The 17,276-nt window shown below is 59.3% G+C and carries 12 protein-coding genes; 6 read left to right on the top strand and 6 right to left on the bottom strand.

Translation table 11 applies throughout. The annotated features are described in order from the left end of the window. Nucleotides 1-38: 38 nt before the first annotated feature. Entirely contained in the window at nucleotides 39-1,553 is a 1,515-nt protein-coding gene (gene pap, locus F8N44_RS17470) for a polyphosphate:AMP phosphotransferase (protein WP_150651154.1), read from the bottom strand. A 172-nt stretch (nucleotides 1,554-1,725) separates the two neighbouring features. Here pap and mnmC point away from each other — a divergent pair, with 172 nt between their 5' ends. Further along, nucleotides 1,726-3,705, top strand: a complete 1,980-nt coding sequence (gene mnmC / locus F8N44_RS17465; protein WP_150651153.1) for a bifunctional tRNA (5-methylaminomethyl-2-thiouridine)(34)-methyltransferase MnmD/FAD-dependent 5-carboxymethylaminomethyl-2-thiouridine(34) oxidoreductase MnmC — start codon at nucleotides 1,726-1,728, stop codon at nucleotides 3,703-3,705. Nucleotides 3,706-3,708: 3 nt separating this feature from the next. On the opposite strand, the gene F8N44_RS17460 is transcribed toward mnmC, so the two are convergent. Both F8N44_RS17460 and F8N44_RS31785 read right to left on the bottom strand, forming a co-directional pair. Continuing rightward, entirely contained in the window at nucleotides 3,709-8,397 is a 4,689-nt protein-coding gene (locus tag F8N44_RS17460) for an NEL-type E3 ubiquitin ligase domain-containing protein (RefSeq protein WP_224794782.1), read from the bottom strand. 8 nt (nucleotides 8,398-8,405) lie between these two features. After that, nucleotides 8,406-8,636 carry a hypothetical protein gene (locus F8N44_RS31785; protein WP_224794781.1) on the bottom strand — a complete coding sequence of 77 codons (231 nt, stop codon included), beginning with the start codon at nucleotides 8,634-8,636 and terminating at the stop codon, nucleotides 8,406-8,408. Nucleotides 8,637-8,855: 219 nt separating this feature from the next. Here F8N44_RS31785 and F8N44_RS17450 point away from each other — a divergent pair, with 219 nt between their 5' ends. From F8N44_RS17450 to F8N44_RS17425, 5 genes are all read left to right on the top strand, one after another. Continuing rightward, nucleotides 8,856-10,340: a dermonecrotic toxin domain-containing protein gene (locus F8N44_RS17450; RefSeq protein ID WP_150651151.1), complete on the top strand. Its 1,485-nt coding sequence runs from the start codon at nucleotides 8,856-8,858 to the stop codon at nucleotides 10,338-10,340. Between the two features lie 109 nt (nucleotides 10,341-10,449). After that, nucleotides 10,450-12,222 carry an N-acetylglutaminylglutamine amidotransferase gene (locus tag F8N44_RS17445; protein WP_150651150.1) on the top strand — a complete coding sequence of 591 codons (1,773 nt, stop codon included), beginning with the start codon at nucleotides 10,450-10,452 and terminating at the stop codon, nucleotides 12,220-12,222. Nucleotides 12,223-12,225: 3 nt separating this feature from the next. Next, entirely contained in the window at nucleotides 12,226-13,971 is a 1,746-nt protein-coding gene (ngg, locus tag F8N44_RS17440) for an N-acetylglutaminylglutamine synthetase (protein ID WP_150651149.1), read from the top strand. 156 nt (nucleotides 13,972-14,127) lie between these two features. Beyond that, entirely contained in the window at nucleotides 14,128-15,318 is a 1,191-nt protein-coding gene (locus F8N44_RS17430; protein WP_038364408.1) for an osmoprotectant NAGGN system M42 family peptidase, read from the top strand. 170 nt (nucleotides 15,319-15,488) lie between these two features. After that, complete coding sequence (locus F8N44_RS17425) at nucleotides 15,489-15,716, top strand: YheU family protein (RefSeq protein WP_003199186.1); 228 nt, start codon at nucleotides 15,489-15,491, stop codon at nucleotides 15,714-15,716. Nucleotides 15,717-15,722: 6 nt separating this feature from the next. On the opposite strand, the gene csrA is transcribed toward F8N44_RS17425, so the two are convergent. The 3 genes from csrA to F8N44_RS17410 form a co-directional block, all read right to left on the bottom strand. Beyond that, nucleotides 15,723-15,908 carry a carbon storage regulator CsrA gene (csrA, locus tag F8N44_RS17420; protein ID WP_007908359.1) on the bottom strand — a complete coding sequence of 62 codons (186 nt, stop codon included), beginning with the start codon at nucleotides 15,906-15,908 and terminating at the stop codon, nucleotides 15,723-15,725. A gap of 137 nt (nucleotides 15,909-16,045) precedes the next feature. Beyond that, on the bottom strand, nucleotides 16,046-16,378 hold the full coding sequence (locus F8N44_RS17415) for a YnfA family protein (protein ID WP_008088571.1): 333 nt from the start codon (nucleotides 16,376-16,378) through the stop codon (nucleotides 16,046-16,048). Between the two features lie 63 nt (nucleotides 16,379-16,441). Beyond that, complete coding sequence (locus F8N44_RS17410; protein ID WP_095120542.1) at nucleotides 16,442-17,257, bottom strand: SDR family oxidoreductase; 816 nt, start codon at nucleotides 17,255-17,257, stop codon at nucleotides 16,442-16,444. Nucleotides 17,258-17,276: the final 19 nt, after the last annotated feature.

Below are 17,276 nucleotides of genomic sequence, written 5' to 3'. Positions count from 1 at the left end.
GCGACAATCATTCACCCCGCGTATGCGTGTCCATCGGCTCAGTCCTTGTGTTTCTTCGCGTGTTTGTCGGATTTCTCGAAAGCTTCTTCCAGTGCACGGTTGATCGTGCGCAACACTTTGACCCGCGCCCAGCGCTTGTCATTGGCCTCGACCAGGGTCCACGGCGAGATCTCGGAACTGGTGCGGTCGACCATATCGCCCACGGCGGCCCTATAGGCGTCCCACTTGTCGCGGTTACGCCAGTCGTCCTCGGTGATCTTGAAGCGTTTGAACGGAATCTCTTCGCGCGCCTGGAAGCGCTCCATCTGCGTGTCTTTATCAATGGCCAGCCAGAACTTGACCACAATAACTCCGGCGTCGGCCAGTTGCTCTTCAAAGTCGTTGATTTCGCCATAGGCGCGCAACCAGTCGGCCGGCGTGCAGAAACCTTCGACCCGCTCCACCAACACCCGGCCGTACCAGGAGCGGTCGAACACGGTGAACTTGCCACGCGCCGGGATGTGCCGCCAGAAACGCCACAAGTACGGCTGCGCTCTTTCTTCTTCGGTCGGTGCGGCAATCGGCACGATGTTGTACTGGCGCGGATCGAGCGCCGCCGCGACCCGACGGATCGCCCCGCCCTTGCCCGCCGCGTCGTTGCCTTCGAACACCGCCACCAACGCGTGGCGGCGCATGCGTTTGTCGCGCATCAACCCGGACAGGCGCGCCTGCTCGGTGATCAGTTGTTCTTCGTAATCTTTCTTCTCCAGACGCTGAGTCAGGTCGAGGCTGTCGAGCAGGTTCAACTGATCGACCGGCGTGCCCAGCGGTGCGGCGCTGACATCGTGGGGATGTACGTCCGGGCGTTTCAGCGCGCTCTGCAAACCTTCGAGGAGTATCTTGCCGACCGCCAGGCTGCGGTAATTGGCGTCGGCGCCCTCGATCACATGCCATGGCGCGTAGTCACGACTGGTACGGCGCAGCACGCGCTCGCCGTATTTGACGAATTTGTCGTAGGTTTGCGATTGCTGCCAGTCAAGCGGGCTGATGCGCCAACTGTGCAGCGGATCATCGGCCAGCGCCTTGAGCCGCGCCTTCATCTGCTTCTTGGACAGGTGAAACCAGAACTTGAAGATCAGCGCGCCTTCGTCGCAGAGCATCTTTTCCAGACGCTCGGCGCCGGCAATCGCCTGATCCAGACGCGGATCCTTGAACAAGCCATGCACCCTGCCCTGCAGCATCTGGCTGTACCAGTTGCCGAAGAAAATCCCCATGCGCCCCTTGGCCGGGAGCATCCGCCAGTAACGCCAGGCCGGTGGCCGCGCCAGTTCTTCATCGGTCTGCTGATCGAAAGTGCGCACTTCGATCAGGCGCGGATCCATCCACTCGTTGAGCAACTTGACCGTCTCGCCCTTGCCCGCACCTTCGATACCGTTGATCAAGACGATCACCGGGAAACGCTTCTGCTGCTGCAATTCGAACTGGGCTTCGAGCAAGGCTTCGCGCAATGCCGGGACGGCCGCCTCATAGGTATCTTTGTCGATGGCGTGACCGATTTCAGCGGATTCAAACATGGGACGGCTCCTTCCAGGATTCAGCAAGACTAGCGGATTGGGCACAGCAACGGCGCAGAAATTCCCGCGGGTGGCGGATTGTCCGCGAGTCGTCGGGCGCAAGCCTTGCCATGGATCAAGCAGCGCCTGCGCGATCGGCTAGAATGGCCGCCTTGTCGTTGCCGAGCCTGCCATGAAAGCCGAATTGCCCCACGCCCAACTCGACTGGGATGACCAGGGACGCCCGCGTTCGCGGGTGTTCGATGACGTGTATTTTTCCGACAAATCAGGTCTGGATGAAACCCGTTATGTGTTCCTCGAACAAAACCGTCTGGCCGAGCGTTTTGCCGCACTGCCGGCAACTGGTCGTCTGGTTATTGGTGAAACCGGTTTTGGCACCGGGCTGAATTTTCTCTGTGCCTGGCAGTTGTTCGAGCAACACGCCGTCGCCGGTGCGCGGCTGCATTTCGTCAGCGTCGAAAAATATCCGCTGAGCCCGGCCGATCTGAAGCGTGCCTTGGCACTCTGGCCAGAACTCAAGCCGCTGGCCGATCAGTTGCTGACGCATTACGTGGCCATTCACGCAGGCTTTCAGCGCATCACCCTGGCCAACGGCCGCGTGACATTGACGCTGTTGATCGGCGATGCACTGGAGCAACTGCCGCAGCTCGACGCACAGATCGACGCGTGGTTTCTCGACGGTTTCGCCCCGGCGAAAAACCCCGACATGTGGACCGCCGAACTGTTTGTCGAACTGGCGCGACTGGCAGCCCCCGGCTCGACCATCAGCACCTTCACCAGCACCGGTTGGGTACGGCGTTTGCTGAATGCCGCCGGGTTCAAAATGAAGCGCACGCCGGGCATCGGCCACAAGTGGGAAATCCTCCGTGGCGAATTCCTCGGCTGGCCGGCAGAGGTGACACCGCCGACGCCGGAAAAACCCTGGTTTGCTCGCCCTGCCCCGATCACCAATGACCGTCGAGCACTGGTGATTGGCGCCGGTCTCGCCGGATGTGCCACGGCGTCCAGCCTGGCCGCACGCGGCTGGCAGGTGACGTTGCTCGAACGCCATGCAGCCGTGGCGCAGGAAGCCTCGGGCAATCCGCAGGGCGTGCTGTACCTGAAATTGTCGGCCCACGGCACGGCGCTGTCGCAGCTGATCGTCAGCGGTTTCGGTTACACCCGGCGCCTGCTGGAAACTCTGCAACGCGGCACTGACTGGGACGATTGTGGCGTGCTGCAACTGGCGTTCAATGCCAAGGAAGCCGAGCGTCACGCGCAGTTGGCTGAAGCCTTCCCGCAAGACCTGTTGCAGTGGCTGGATCAGCCCGAGGCGCAGGCCCGCGCCGGGGTCGGCGTGAGCCATGGCGGTTTGTACTATCCCGAAGGGGGTTGGGTGCATCCGCCAGCGCTGTGTCAGGCGCAAGCGGCGCAGCCAAACATCGAACTGCTCAGCCATTGCGAAGCGCTACAACTGCGCAAAGTCGATGGTCAGTGGCAAGCGCTGGACGGTGACCGTCTGCTCGCCAGCGCGCCGGTCGTGGTGCTGGCCGGTGCCGCCGAGATCAAACGCTTCCCCCAGAGTGCCGAGTTACCGCTCAAACGCATTCGCGGGCAGATCACGCGTCTCGCCGAAACCGCAGAAAGTCAGACGCTGGCCACGGTGGTCTGTGCCGAAGGCTACGTCGCGCCTGCCCGTTTGGGCGAGCACACCCTCGGCGCCAGTTTCGATTTCAACAGCGATGACCTGACGCCGACCACCGCCGAACACGCCGGCAATCTGGCGATGCTCGAAGAAATTTCCACTGACCTCGTCGCGCGTCTGCAGATCAGTGAACAGCCTGTCGAAAACCTGCAGGGCCGTGCAGCCTTTCGCTGCACCAGCCCTGACTATTTGCCGATTGTCGGCCCGCTGGCCGATCGCGAAGCATTCCTCGACGCTTATGCGGCGCTGAGCAAAGACGCCCGTCAGGTGCCGGCCATCGTCTGCCCGTGGCTCGACGGCCTGTACATCAACAGCGGCCATGGTTCGCGAGGACTGATCACCGCGCCGCTATCGGGCGAGCTGCTGGCTGCCTGGCTGGACAACGAACCACTGCCGCTGCCCAGAAGCGTCGCCGAAGCCTGTCATCCCAACCGTTTCGTGTTGCGCAAACTGATTCGTGGCAAGTAGTGCTCATACGTCGCTCAGGGTGCAAAGACCCAGGTCGGCAACGCGCAGCGCATCGGTGGTCAGAAGCGTCACCACATCGTCTATGGCGCTTTGCCGTTCGGCCTTGATGACTTCCGCCTGGCTCAAATAGTCGGCATCGGACAACTCGTCCTGCTGCGCGTCCAAAGCACTCATGCGCGGCGCATACACATCCTCGAGAGGGGAAAATTTTCGCGCAAATGTGCGTTGCAGGTAGGCTCTCCAGAATGACCGTTCACTCATGAACTTCAACCATTTTGGCGAGAGTTCCGCTGTGGCGACCTGGTGTTTCGCCACCTCCAGATCGGCTGCGGTTACCCCACCCAGTATGCCAAAACGCATGTTTTGCGGCTGGCCTGGCAAATCCAGCGCCTTGGCGAGGCCAATGCGATAGGCCAGATTCACCTCCAGCGGATCGACTGTCGGGGCCTTGGCGGCATGTTCCTGAGCAATTTCGTTCAGTTGTTCCAGGCGGAACAGACCGCGCCCCAGTTCGAGCAGCGGCTTGGCGCTGTTGATCCGGCCACCCGCGCCCCGGGTCACGCGATCGACTTCCACAGCGACCTCCAGATAACTGAAATTGATCGCCGCCGTGTCGGTGCAATTGATCGGGTTGGCGGCCGCGCTGAGTACCTGATCACACAGCGCGCTGTCGGACTCGGCTGCCTCCAGCACGGCCCAGACCCGCCGCTGCATGTCCTTGCTGACCTTCTCCGAATCGGCGGTATTGCCCAGTTCAGAAAGCAAATGAAACAGGCCCTCGGCGCGTGAATCATCCTTGAATGCGTTCCAGATCCGTTCACGCCTGGCCCAAACCTCACCCGTCTCCTCAGAAAGCCAAAGCGAGCGTGCCTGTTGCTCGTCGAGTCGCGCGATATCGTTTTCCAGATAGCCCATGCCGACGCCGAAATTGTCGCGATAATTCTCAAGGTGGGTTTTGCTCGGCTCGACCAGAGGATTGAGGCCCAGGTCCAGCGCCTGGCTGAAACGTCGCGGAGTCTTGAACAGCCAGTCAGGCAGGCTTGTTATGGCATTGCTGCGCAAGTCCACCCAATCCAGATACAGCAGACGCGCAAGCCCCTTGGGCATTTCCGTGAGGCCAGTTTCTTGCAGCAACAGACGGCGCAGATTGAACATCTGACTGACATCCGGTGTGGCACCCAGCGGATTTTTATTGAGATTCAGATAGTGCAGCGATCGCATACCGTTGAGCTTTGTCAGCGTCTGCGCGGTCAACTGGATCTTGTTCTGCGCCAGACTCAAGTGGGCCAGATCGGGCATATGCGACAGCACTTCAGGAAAACGAGTCATGGCGTTCTGGTCGAGCTCCAGCGACTCGAGTTTTGTGAATGACTTGAGGAAGTACGCCACATCATCGTCCAGCTCCATGTCCTTCATGGACAATTGCTGGAGGTGGTCAAAACTGATCCCCGGTGGCAGCGTCGGCAACTTGCCGACGCGCATGCCATCAAGACGCAAGACACCGACCGATTTTCCATTTTCATTGTTGACGGAGTAGAACCGACGGAATCCGTTTTCGATCAGCTCGGTCATGGTCTTGCGGCTGTGCCGCACATCAGCCAGATCCCCTCCCAGCGTGCTCATGGCGGCGGTATCCTCGCTCCAGAGAAACAGCGCTTCACGCAGGCTCTGCAGATCCCGGCGCAAGTCATTGACCCGTGTCGCACGGGTCAACAGGTCTTCTCCCAGACTCTCAATGAATTTACTGGCCTGCGCTTCACTCAGGCGCGGATAGAGCTTGCGGACTTTGCGCATCAGCGCGGGCGGATGCTTCACCGCCGGCGGCTGATCGCCCTGGATACAGGCAGGTTCGACGACCAGTGGTTCGGATTTGCCGCGGATCAGCGTGCGTGCCGTGGCCTCACGCTCATCCAGTGCAATGTTGAGCAACTGTTTGCGCAGCCGTGTGGTGTCGGCCGGCACCGGCTCGGGAAATCCGGCGGCTATTCGTTGGCGTGGCGGCAGTGCCTTGAGGATGGCGGCGTACAGGGCGTCAGGGCCGGAAGCAACCGTGCCGAGGCTTTTGCCATCGCCGCCAAACGCTTCATAGCCCTCGGCGGTTTTCACCAGCGAACAAGTATCGGCGGGAGTCGCCGACGCGTCGCCAACGGCTTGCAGAATCGGCCCGCTGAGCGTCTTGTCGCGTAGCTCCAGACGCAGGGAATCCCAACCACTCAGACGGGGCAGCAACTCAATCGCCAGACTGTCGGTGTCGGCATTGGCGAGCCGCGGCCAATGAAACCCCGCCAGGGCGCGATCCAGACGCACCTGTTCGATCCCCACCCTGACTTGCTGCCCGAGCCTCAGCGGCACTCGACCGGTCGAGCGCAGATGCAGGCGCTGCGCACTCGGCGCGCGATCGATGAGCGCTTTCGCATAGCGTGCCGGGATGTCGGCAAACACGCGGCGCAACTTCACAACATCGCCAACGTCACTCTGATCGGCGCGCTGATACATACGCTCGAAAGCTGCGCGATGATCTGCCTTGAGCGCCGCGCCCAGTTTCTTTGCCAGGATCGATTCTTTGGCGCTTTTCGCGACTTTGCTGCCCAGCAAGGCGTCGACTTCGTTCTGGTACAGGCCATCAAGCACGGTTTGCAACAACTGCCCGCGCGCCAGTTGCTGTTCGCTGACTACCACACCCAGCGATTCGTCGAGGGCCTTGGTCAGGGGATAGGTTGCCGTCACGCTGCCTTCGGCGTCGGTCACCTCGATGTAGCGGTCGGTCGGCCAGCCGGGCATTTTCGGCAAGGCCTGCAACTGCTCTTCGACAGGCTGGCCGGAATGGACTTCGCCGCTCTGCAGTTCGAGGGTCAATTGCCGCAACTGGCGCACGATACGCGCGCGCTCCACGGTTTCACGCAAGCGTACAGGCAAGCTCAGATTGTCGGTAAAGGCCTGTTGCAAGCCTTCGTGCGAGGTGTCGCTGAGGCGGCGCATCATGTCCAGATCGGTATCGACGAATTCGTTCAACTGCGGATCGATACGCTTGAGCGTGTACGCCGAACTGCCCCATTTTTGCGGTTCTTCGGCGGGCAGCCGCCAGCCACCTTCGACATGCCGGACAAGCTCTGGAACATAAGCCTGCGCACGCTCGGCGTGTTCCAGACGCCAGACTTTCGCAGCGGAATCATAAGGTCCGGCGAAGAACCGGTGATCGACGCGGGCCATGGTTTTCGCGCCGATCTGATAAAACTCGGTGGAGCTCGGCGCGACCGTCAAACCCGCCGGGAGGAAATGCTCATAGCGTGAGAGTTCAGGTTTCCACAGTCGCGGCTTGCCGGCACTGTTGAGAATGGCACTGAATTCACCGAAGAACTCCGGGTGTGAGCGCAGCAGTTTTTTGCCAAGCGCGCCCAAGGTTTTTTGCCCGCCGGCAAAGACGCCCATCAGCGCGATATTTTCCGCCACGCTCAACAGATGCGACAGCGCTTGCTGATGATCGCCATGACGCCAGTCCTCGACACCTTCATAAACCTCGCCGAGCAACTGTCCGACTGCAACGCCCATCATCAACTGGCCAAGCACGGGCACCACGAGGCCAGCCACGGAAACGATGGTCACACCCAACTGAAGAAAATCCAGCAAGCGCTTCTGGCGCACCTCCTCATCAATATCGGCGGTCGGCACGGCCAGCTTGCGCGCATCGAGTTGCACCTTGCCGACGTGGCTTTGCACCATGAATTCAAAGAGCGCCACGGTGATCGCCAACTGCTTGATGTGGCCCAGTTCAGCGCTATCAGCGACGGATCTGAAAAAGTCGGCCTTGTCGTCTTCAACAATGCTGCTGGCGAAGTAATCCTTGTAACTCGTTAACTTCAACTGCTGCGTCAGGTACTGCTTGAACGCGGTAAAACTGCTGTATTCGTACAGCGGTCGCTCGGGCTCACCCGCCATGTACACCAGGCACCACTCATCGGGGTACAACTCCACCGAACGGGCAGAAAACACCACCACGCCCCAGACACAACTGTCGAAAATCTCAATGCCTTGCATGATCAGCGTTCGGTTGCCATAGCGCAGGGTTTGCGCTGACACCACGCCATCGACGTCGATCAGCTTCTGCAGCATTTGCTGACCGGCCGGGGTGATATGGCTTTTAAGCGCGGCCTGGTGCAGGTCGAATTGCAACAGCAGCTTTTTCATTTGCGCGATATCAGCGGTCATGGTGCTGGTGGCGATCACCTTGTCATCGCTGTCGCGCAAGCCGAACACCTGCTGGAAATGCTCTTGGTAGCGCTTGCCCAAATCCAGCTCTCGGCAAAAAGCGGCAAACGTCGCCGGGGTCAGCCCGGTGACACCGTCCCGGGCACTGTGCACTCGAATAAAACTGCCTTGCGGAAAGCTCTCTTGCGCCTCGTCTTCGCTGAAGTTCTGCATCGCCGCTTGCAGCAGCGTCATTGTGGCGTGCGGGAACGTCTGAATTCCGTTCTCGTCGGTTGAAGTCGCAGGGCAACCGCAATCAACGCCCGGCAAACTCAGAAAGTCTTTCTCGACATCAAAAACTACCGACCATTTGCGACTCAAGGCATCGCTCAGTTCATTGATGCAGAAAGTCTGCAAGGGCTTCAATGCGAGCAGGTCGGCCGCCACGGTCGCCTGAATCTGGTGCAGATCACGGCTTGTCTGATCAATGGCCGACAAAGCGGTCACCGTCGCTTTCAATAAATGCGCCGGCAGGCTTTTTGCAGAGTCCGAGCGGTATCGAGATCCTCTGTGGCATCGAGCAATGTGCTGAGGATTGTTTGTGGAACCTTTACTTTGGTTGACATCGGCAATAGTCCTTTATTGCGAAATGGAGGTTTGAACATATCGAAATCGAAGAGCAATAAACCTTCCGTAATCTCATGTTCCTGCACGCATAAAACCACAGCAAATTTCATCAACAACATAGATATCTACCACCATATTTCCGGCAACTTCAGGTGCCCCGAGCGCCATCTTTCCTGCAAATACCACACACACATTCAGATCTTTCCGTGGCGATAGATATTTATATCTTTCAATCAAAATACCGCTAACTTCATGGCTCAAGCGATCAACTAAACACGTTATTCTTTTCCGTCTCGACGGCCTAGGATCAAGTCTCTTCTTCAACACGAGACTTCCACATGATTATTCAGCCAGAACAACAAGCAAGCGTTTTGACAAATGAAGCCACGCTGAAAAAACTGTTCAATGAAATGGGCGACCGGGACAAGGCAACCGTCGTTGCCCATTTCATCAGCGACGGATTGCTCAAAGCCGACCCGGTCAGGCTTGGCGAATTCCGCGCGTTACTCGATGAGGCGCTGCCCTACCAGAACTACATTGATAAATTGTTGAGCAAACTGGAAACGCTCGAGGATTTCTGCAAGCGAAAGCTGGGATTGGCGCTGCAGCAACAGTATGGAGGGCGGTTCAGTGTCGATGACAGCATCAGGCTCCAACCCGCGACAGCCGTGGACGACGACTCCCACACCTACACCTTGCTGCAGGCAGCGATGCTGAATTTTACGCAACAGGAAGCGGCTGCCGGTTACTTCTCGGACGACAGCGAGACCTTACCCAAATTCGACGAACAAGCGCCCGACGACTCAACGCCTACTCAGATAAGCGCACAAGCGTTTGCGCTGTTGAGTCGCCAGCTTGATCTCGGGGGCGAATACCAGAAACACATTTCCAGAACGTTCAGAGTCTCAAGTATTGAATTGATCAGCTTGCGAATGCACAAAATAAACACGAAGCTCGCCGCCTACGAAAAGTATTTCAGCAAATCGAACTTTCCTCTTTATCGGCTTTTCACCCTGTTGAACCTTGCCAAAGGCAACGAAGACATTGTTTATGGTGACCTGTTCAACAACGCCAGCATCAAGCTTTATTCGATAAAGCTATTTGGCAAATACAAGACAGACGCCGTATTGATAACCTGTCGCCAGACCGATCACTCGACCAAAGACAGTTACTACGTATACATCCCCAATGATCCTGGCGACAGCTTTTACCAGGACGACAGTGAAGACCAGTGCAGGTATCGCCTGGCCGTCAACTTCGTTGCAAGTAAAGAACTGCAGGAACTGTTCATTTCGCAATTGACCCACCGCGAACAAAGTGAATTCCGGACATTGAACCTGCAAAGCATTTCGTTCGTAGAAAACATCGCGTTCATCCCGCTGGAGACAGGCCTGTACAAACACCTTTTCGAACGCCATCTCGACAAGTTGACAGCCGATGCCGGGGAGCTCGCCGTGGCGGTTGCCAATGTCAACGAGGCCGCCTACGCCAATCGCCGAGAGAATCAGGCGTCACTTGCAGGCGAAGCCCATCTCAACAGCCCGAACGAGGACTTCACCAGACGCTTGCGTGTTTATGCCACGGATGAATTGCTAGCCCTCGTTTTCGCCGGCCTCGATCGTTGGACCGCCATCGAAAAACACGATGCGCTGTCTCGTCTGCTGGATCTGAAAAAACGCCTGGCCGCAACAGACTCCGCTAAGCCCGGTACACCCATAAACAGCGAAATGGCTGACGACTACTTCGGACAATTCGAGGTGCAAAAACATTCGCGCGAACAACCGGGCGCTCTGCTGCACAAGCTTGAACCTGCCGACTTATAACTTATCGTTCTAAAACTCCACTTACCGGGGCGGGTCAGTTTCTGAGTACCCGCCCTTCTGGCGAGGTATGGCTTGACCCCTCCCCAACGGAAAAACCGGTAAGGATTTTATGTGCGGATTAGCTGGCGAGTTACGTTTTGATCAACAACCTGCAGACCTTGCAGCGATCGAGAGAATCACCCATCACCTGGCCCCTCGCGGCCCCGACGCGTGGGGCTTCCATGCCCAAGGGCCGATTGCCCTGGGTCATCGTCGCCTGAAAATCATGGACCTGTCGGATGGCTCGGCGCAGCCGATGATCGACAGCCAACTCGGCCTGTCCCTGGCCTTCAACGGTGCGATCTACAACTTCCCGGAACTGCGCGCCGAGCTTGAAGCGCTGGGTTATGCCTTCTATTCCGGTGGCGACACCGAGGTGCTGCTCAAGGGCTACCACGCCTGGGGCGAAGCGCTGCTGCCGAAACTCAACGGCATGTTCGCGTTTGCCATTTGGGAACGCGACGCCAAGCGCCTGTTCATCGCCCGCGACCGTCTCGGCGTGAAGCCGTTGTACCTGTCGCGTACCGGCCAGCGCCTGCGCTTTGCCTCGGCATTGCCGGCACTGCTCAAGGGCGGCGACATCAACCCGATTCTCGACCCGGTGGCGCTCAATCACTACCTGAATTTCCATGCGGTGGTCCCGGCGCCGCGTACCCTGCTGGCCGGCATTGAAAAGCTGCCGTCAGCAACGTGGATGCGCGTTGAAGCCGATGGCAGCACCGAGCAGAAAACCTGGTGGACGCTGCCTTACGGCCCACACGACGACGAGAAAAACCTGACCCTCGAAGACTGGGTCGACCGCGTCCTCGACAGCACCCGCGAAGCAGTGGCGATTCGTCAACGCGCCGCTGTGGACGTCGGTGTGCTGCTGTCCGGCGGTGTCGATTCGAGCATGCTCGTCGGCCTGTTGCGTGAAGTCGGTGTGGAAAACCTGTCGACCTTTTCCATCGGTTTCCAGGATGCCGGCGGTGAGCGCGGCGATGAATTCCAGTATTCCGATCTGATCGCCAAACACTACGGCACTCAGCATCATCAGCTGCGTATCGACGAGAAAGAAATCATCGAGCAACTGCCCGCCGCGTTCCGCGCGATGAGCGAACCGATGGTCAGCCATGACTGCATCGCCTTCTATCTGCTGTCCCGTGAAGTGGCCAAACACTGCAAGGTTGTGCAGAGCGGCCAGGGCGCTGATGAGCTGTTCGCCGGTTATCACTGGTACCCGCAAGTCGACGGCGCGGCCGATCCTTATGCAGCCTATCGCAACGCGTTCTTCGACCGCAGCTACGACGACTACGCCGCCACCGTGCAGCCGAAATGGCTGACCGCGAACGATGCCGCAGGCGACTTCGTCAAGGAACATTTCGCCCAGCCCGGCGCCGAGGCCGCAGTCGACAAAGCCCTGCGTCTGGACAGCACGGTGATGCTGGTCGATGACCCGGTCAAACGTGTCGACAACATGACCATGGCCTGGGGCCTGGAGGCGCGTACGCCGTTTCTCGATTATCGACTGGTCGAACTTTCTGCCCGCGTTCCGGGCAAATTCAAGCTGCCGGATGGCGGCAAACAGGTCTTGAAAGAAGCCGCGCGCCGAGTCATTCCAAGTGAAGTAATCGACCGCAAAAAAGGCTACTTCCCGGTGCCCGGCCTCAAGCACTTGCAGGGCGATACGCTGAACTGGGTGCGCGAACTGCTGCTGGATCCGAGTCAGGATCGCGGCCTGTTCAACCCGGCCATGCTCGACAAACTGCTGACTGATCCGCAAGGCCAGTTGACGCCGTTGCGCGGTTCGAAGCTGTGGCAACTGGCAGCCCTGAACCTGTGGCTCAGTGAACAAGGAATCTGATTGATGAAACCCCACGCCACGGCCATCAACCAACGGCTGCTACGCGGTCAGACGCCGTCCTATGAACGCCTGCAGGCACGCCTCGCTGAAGACGGCAGCACGCTGGCAGCCGAGCCGATCGCGGTGCATTGCGGCTGGGGCCGCTTGCTGATCGGCCACACCTTTCCCGATCCGGCGTCGCTGGCGCAGGAGTTGCTCAAAGAGCAGCCCGGTGAGCGCGACATTGCCTTGTACGTCGCCGCGCCGCAGCAGATTCTCGGCCTGGAGCCGACGCAGTTGTTCCTCGACCCTTCCGATACTTTGCGCCTGTGGTTCAGCGATTACCGTCAGGCCACCCGCGTATTTCGCGGCTTCCGTATTCGTCGGGCGCAAAGTGAGGCGGACTGGCAGGCGATCAATCAGTTGTATCAAGCGCGCGGCATGTTGCCGATCGATGCCACCCTGCTCACTCCGCATCATCAGGGCGGCCCGGTGTACTGGCTGGCCGAAGATGAGGACAGCGGCGCGGTAATCGGCAGCGTCATGGGCCTGAATCATCACAAGGCCTTCAACGACCCGGAAAACGGCAGCAGCTTGTGGTGCCTGGCGGTGGATCCGCAGTGCTCACGACCGGGTGTCGGCGAAGTGCTGGTGCGGCACTTGATCGAACACTTCATGAGTCGCGGTTTGAGCTATCTCGACCTGTCGGTGTTGCACGACAATCGTCAGGCGAAAAACCTCTACGCCAAGCTCGGTTTCCGCAACCTGTCGACCTTCGCCATCAAGCGCAAAAACGGCATCAACCAGCCGCTGTTTCTCGGCCCGGGGCCGGAGGCGCAGTTCAATCCGTATGCGCGGATCATCGTTGAAGAAGCGCATCGGCGCGGTATTGATGTGCAAGTGGACGACGCCGATGCCGGCCTGTTCACCCTCAGCCATGGCGGCCGTCGCGTGCGTTGCCGCGAATCGCTGAGCGACCTGACCAGCGCGATCAGCATGAGCCTGTGTCAGGACAAGAGCCTGACGCACAAAGTGCTGAAAGCGGCCGGTCTGAATTTGCCGTCACAACAACTGGCGGGCAATGCCGACGACAATCTGGCCTTTCTCGATGAGCATCAACGGGTGGTGGTCAAGCCGCTCGACGGTGAACAGGGCCAAGGCGTGGCGGTGGATTTGCAGAGCATCGAAGAGGTGCAACAGGCCATCGAAACGGCAAAGCAATTTGATAGCCGCGTGCTGTTGGAAAGCTTCCACGAAGGTCTCGATCTGCGGATTCTGGTGATCGGTTTTGAAGTGGTTGCGGCGGCGATTCGCAAACCGGCGGAAGTGGTTGGCGATGGGCAGCATTCGATCGGCGCATTGATCGAGGCGCAGAGTCGGCGGCGGCAAGCGGCGACCAGCGGCGAAAGCAAGATCCCGCTGGACCACGAAACCCAGCGCACCCTGCACGCGGCGGGCTATGACTACAGCAGCATTCTGCCGGCCGGCGAGCATCTGTTTGTCCGCCGTACGGCAAATCTGCACACCGGCGGCACGCTGGAGGATGTCACCGCAATTTTGCATCCGACATTGGTTGATGCGGCGGTGCGGGCGGCGCGGGCGCTGGATATCCCGATGGTCGGGCTCGACTTGATGGTGCCGGCGGCGGATCAGCCCGAGTACGTGTTTATCGAGGCCAACGAACGCGCCGGGTTGGCCAACCATGAGCCGCAGCCGACGGCGGAGCGGTTTGTCGATTTGTTGTTTCCGCACAGTCAGCCGGCTATTTAACCCTTTCCTGATCGTTCCCACGTCGAGGCGTCGAACCGTCTGCGTGGGAACGCCTCACCGGACGCTCTGCGTCCACTCTTGGGACGCAGAGCGTCCCCTGCTGCATTCTCACGCAGAGCGTGGGAACGATCAGTGCTCAACCCATCAGGAGTTTCCATGACCACGCAAATCCCCGAACCGGATCTCAACTACCTGCAAAAAGTCCTCCTGGAAATGCTCGCCATTCCCAGCCCTACCGGATTCACCGACACCATCGTGCGCTACGTCGCCGAGCGTCTGGAGGAGCTCGGCATCCCGTTCGAAATGACCCGGCGCGGTACCATCCGCGCCACGCTCAAGGGCAAGAAAAACAGCCCCGACCGTGCCGTTTCCGCCCACCTCGATACCATCGGCGCGGCCGTCCGTGCGATCAAAGACAACGGTCGCCTGACCCTCGCCCCGGTCGGCTGCTGGTCGAGCCGTTTTGCCGAGGGCAGCCGCGTCAGCCTGTTTACCGACAATGGTGTGATTCGCGGCAGTGTCCTGCCACTGATGGCCTCCGGGCATGCATTCAATACCGCCGTGGATGAGATGCCGATCAGTTGGGATCACGTTGAGCTGCGTCTGGACGCCTACTGTGCGACCAAAGCAGACTGCGATTCGCTGGGCATCAGCGTCGGTGACGTGGTGGCATTCGACCCGCTGCCGGAATTCACCGAAAGCGGCCACATCAGCGCTCGTCACCTGGATGACAAGGCCGGCGTTGCGGCGCTGCTGGCATCACTCAAAGCCATTGTCGACAGCGGTCAGGAACTGATGATCGACTGCCATCCGCTGTTCACCATCACCGAGGAAACCGGTAGCGGTGCGGCGGCGGCGTTGCCTTGGGACGTCAGTGAATTTGTCGGCATCGACATCGCACCAGTCGCGCCGGGCCAGCATTCCAGCGAACACGCGGTGAGTGTGGCGATGCAGGATTCCGGCGGGCCTTATGACTATCATCTGTCGCGGCACCTGCTGAAACTGGCCAGCGAGAACGAATTGCCGGTGCGCCGCGACCTGTTCCGCTATTACTTCAGCGATGCGCATTCGGCAGTGACGGCGGGCCACGATATCCGCACTGCCCTGCTCGCTTTTGGTTGTGATGCGACCCATGGTTATGAGCGCACGCACATCGACAGTCTGGCGGCGCTCAGTCGCTTGCTCGGCGCTTATATTCTGAGCCCGCCGGTGTTTGCCAGCGATGCGGCGCCAGCGAATGCTTCGCTGGATCGCTTCAGTCATCAGATTGAACATGACACGCAGATGGAGAGCGATACGCGGGTACCGTCGGTGGACAGCCTGGTGGGGCAGCGCTCCGACAGTTAACTCTTTGTTGGCAGAACCATCGCCTTCGCGAGCAAGCTCGCTCCCACATGGGGACGCATTCCAAATGTGGGAGCGAGCCTGCTCGCGAAAGGGCCGGCCCAGGCAACACAAAACTGGCAGGCAACCAGCAATCGCCGTAGCATCCCGACATTGATTTGACCGAGGTGCCCATGCTCATTCCCCACGACCAACTTGAAGTCGACACCCTCACCCGCCTCATCGAGGATTTCGTCACCCGCGACGGCACCGACAATGGCGATGACACGCCGCTGGAAACCCGTGTGCTGCGCGTACGTCAAGCACTGACCAAAGGCCAGGCACTGATCGTCTTCGACCCGGAAAGCGAGCAGTGCCAGTTGATGCTCAAGCACGATGTGCCCAAGCATCTGTTCGACTGAAATTTCTCAGCGGAGCTTTTCGGTGGCCTGCTTGCGCTTGATCCGGTCATAGACCTCTGCGCGATGCACATTGACCTTTTGTGGCGCTTCGACGCCGAAGCGCACGCTGGAACCGTTCACCGACAGCACGCGCAGGGAAATGTCGTCACCGATTGAAATCAACTCACCAACGACACGGCTGAGTACAAGCATGAGATTCGTCCTTCAGGGTTAGCGAACCCTGAAGATGCGCGGCTTGAGGCAGCTCTACAATGCGCGGCAGGCAAATCAGTTTTGCCTTACAGACCCACTAACACCGAGACGTAAGACGTTTCCCACAAATGACCCATTCAGGCAGCGGAAAACCGTGGCCCGAACAGAATCACGCTGGCGCCGATTACGCACAACGCCACGCCGATCCAGTCCGAACCCAATGGACGAACGCGCTCGACCACCATCAGCCAGCCTATCGACGCGACGATGTAAATCCCGCCGTAAGCGGCATAGGCACGACCGGCGTAGTTGGCTTCGACACGGGTCAGCAACAGCGCGAACAAGGTCAGACTGAGCAGCGCAGGAATTACCCACAAGGCACTTTTGCCCTGACGCAGCCACATGAAGAATGCGAAACAACCGGCGATTTCAAACAGCGCCGCGAGAAAGAACCACAAGTAATTGAGCATTGACGCGTCTCGACAGGGTGACCATTGCGGTCACCCTAACGACGCCGCCTGCAACGGGCAAGGTCAGCCGTTGTTCTGCTTGGCCTTAGCGCGCATTTTTTCCGCCATGGAGGTCATTTCGTTATAGAGCAGTTGCGGGTTCTTCTGCTTGATCGCCCAGGCCATCCGGCCCTGCTCGTGGGGCAGAATCATGAATTCGCCAGCCGCCACTTGCTGATAGATGTAGTCGGCGATGTCCGCCGCCGTAATCGGCGAACTTTCCAGCAACTTGCCGACCTGCGCTTTCATCGCCGGGGTCGGGCCACGGAACGAGTCGAGCAAGTTGGTCTGGAAGAACGACGGGCACACCACATGCACGCCGACTTCCTGCTGCGCCAGTTCGATCAGCAGGCTTTCCGAGAGTGCAACCACGCCGGCCTTGGCCACGTTGTAGTTGCTCATCGCCGGCCCCTGCATCAGTGCGGCCATGGAGGCGATGTTGATGATCTTGCCTTTGCTTTGTTCGAGCAGCGGCAGGAACGCCTTGCAGCCCTTGACCACGCCCATCAGGTTGATCGCGATCTGCCAGTCCCAGTCTTCCAGCGACAGTTCGCTGAAGAACCCGCCCGAGGCGACACCGGCGTTGTTGACGATGATATCGATGCCACCGAGCTTCTCTTCGCAGGCCTGAGCGAATGCGGTGAGCTGGCTGTAATCACGCACATCGCAGCGCTGAGTGAAACCGTCACCGCCCGCCTCGCGGACCATTTTCAGGGTTTCTTGCAGGCCGGGTTCGCTGACGTCGGACAAGGCCAGTTGCCAGCCTTCACGCGCCCAGCGCAGCGCGATTTCGCGACCCAGGCCCGAGCCCGCACCAGTGATCATCATGCGATTTTGCATAGCAGACAGCCTTGTTGTT

Origin of the sequence: Pseudomonas fluorescens (assembly GCF_902497745.1) — a bacterium.
Classification (GTDB): Bacteria; Pseudomonadota; Gammaproteobacteria; order Pseudomonadales; family Pseudomonadaceae; genus Aquipseudomonas; species Aquipseudomonas fluorescens_BM.
This window is presented reverse-complemented; position numbering and strand designations above follow the sequence as displayed.

What these genes read in the sequence shown, in the direction of transcription:
- pap (WP_150651154.1), bottom strand. Translation starts at nt 1,553, where the DNA reads ATGTTTGAATCCGCTGAAATCGGTCACGCCATCGACAAAGATACCTAT.
- mnmC (WP_150651153.1), top strand. Translation starts at nt 1,726, where the DNA reads ATGAAAGCCGAATTGCCCCACGCCCAACTCGACTGGGATGACCAGGGA.
- F8N44_RS31785 (WP_224794781.1), bottom strand. Translation starts at nt 8,636, where the DNA reads ATGTTGTTGATGAAATTTGCTGTGGTTTTATGCGTGCAGGAACATGAG.
- F8N44_RS17450 (WP_150651151.1), top strand. Translation starts at nt 8,856, where the DNA reads ATGATTATTCAGCCAGAACAACAAGCAAGCGTTTTGACAAATGAAGCC.
- F8N44_RS17445 (WP_150651150.1), top strand. Translation starts at nt 10,450, where the DNA reads ATGTGCGGATTAGCTGGCGAGTTACGTTTTGATCAACAACCTGCAGAC.
- ngg (WP_150651149.1), top strand. Translation starts at nt 12,226, where the DNA reads ATGAAACCCCACGCCACGGCCATCAACCAACGGCTGCTACGCGGTCAG.
- F8N44_RS17430 (WP_038364408.1), top strand. Translation starts at nt 14,128, where the DNA reads ATGACCACGCAAATCCCCGAACCGGATCTCAACTACCTGCAAAAAGTC.
- F8N44_RS17425 (WP_003199186.1), top strand. Translation starts at nt 15,489, where the DNA reads ATGCTCATTCCCCACGACCAACTTGAAGTCGACACCCTCACCCGCCTC.
- csrA (WP_007908359.1), bottom strand. Translation starts at nt 15,908, where the DNA reads ATGCTTGTACTCAGCCGTGTCGTTGGTGAGTTGATTTCAATCGGTGAC.
- F8N44_RS17415 (WP_008088571.1), bottom strand. Translation starts at nt 16,378, where the DNA reads ATGCTCAATTACTTGTGGTTCTTTCTCGCGGCGCTGTTTGAAATCGCC.
- F8N44_RS17410 (WP_095120542.1), bottom strand. Translation starts at nt 17,257, where the DNA reads ATGCAAAATCGCATGATGATCACTGGTGCGGGCTCGGGCCTGGGTCGC.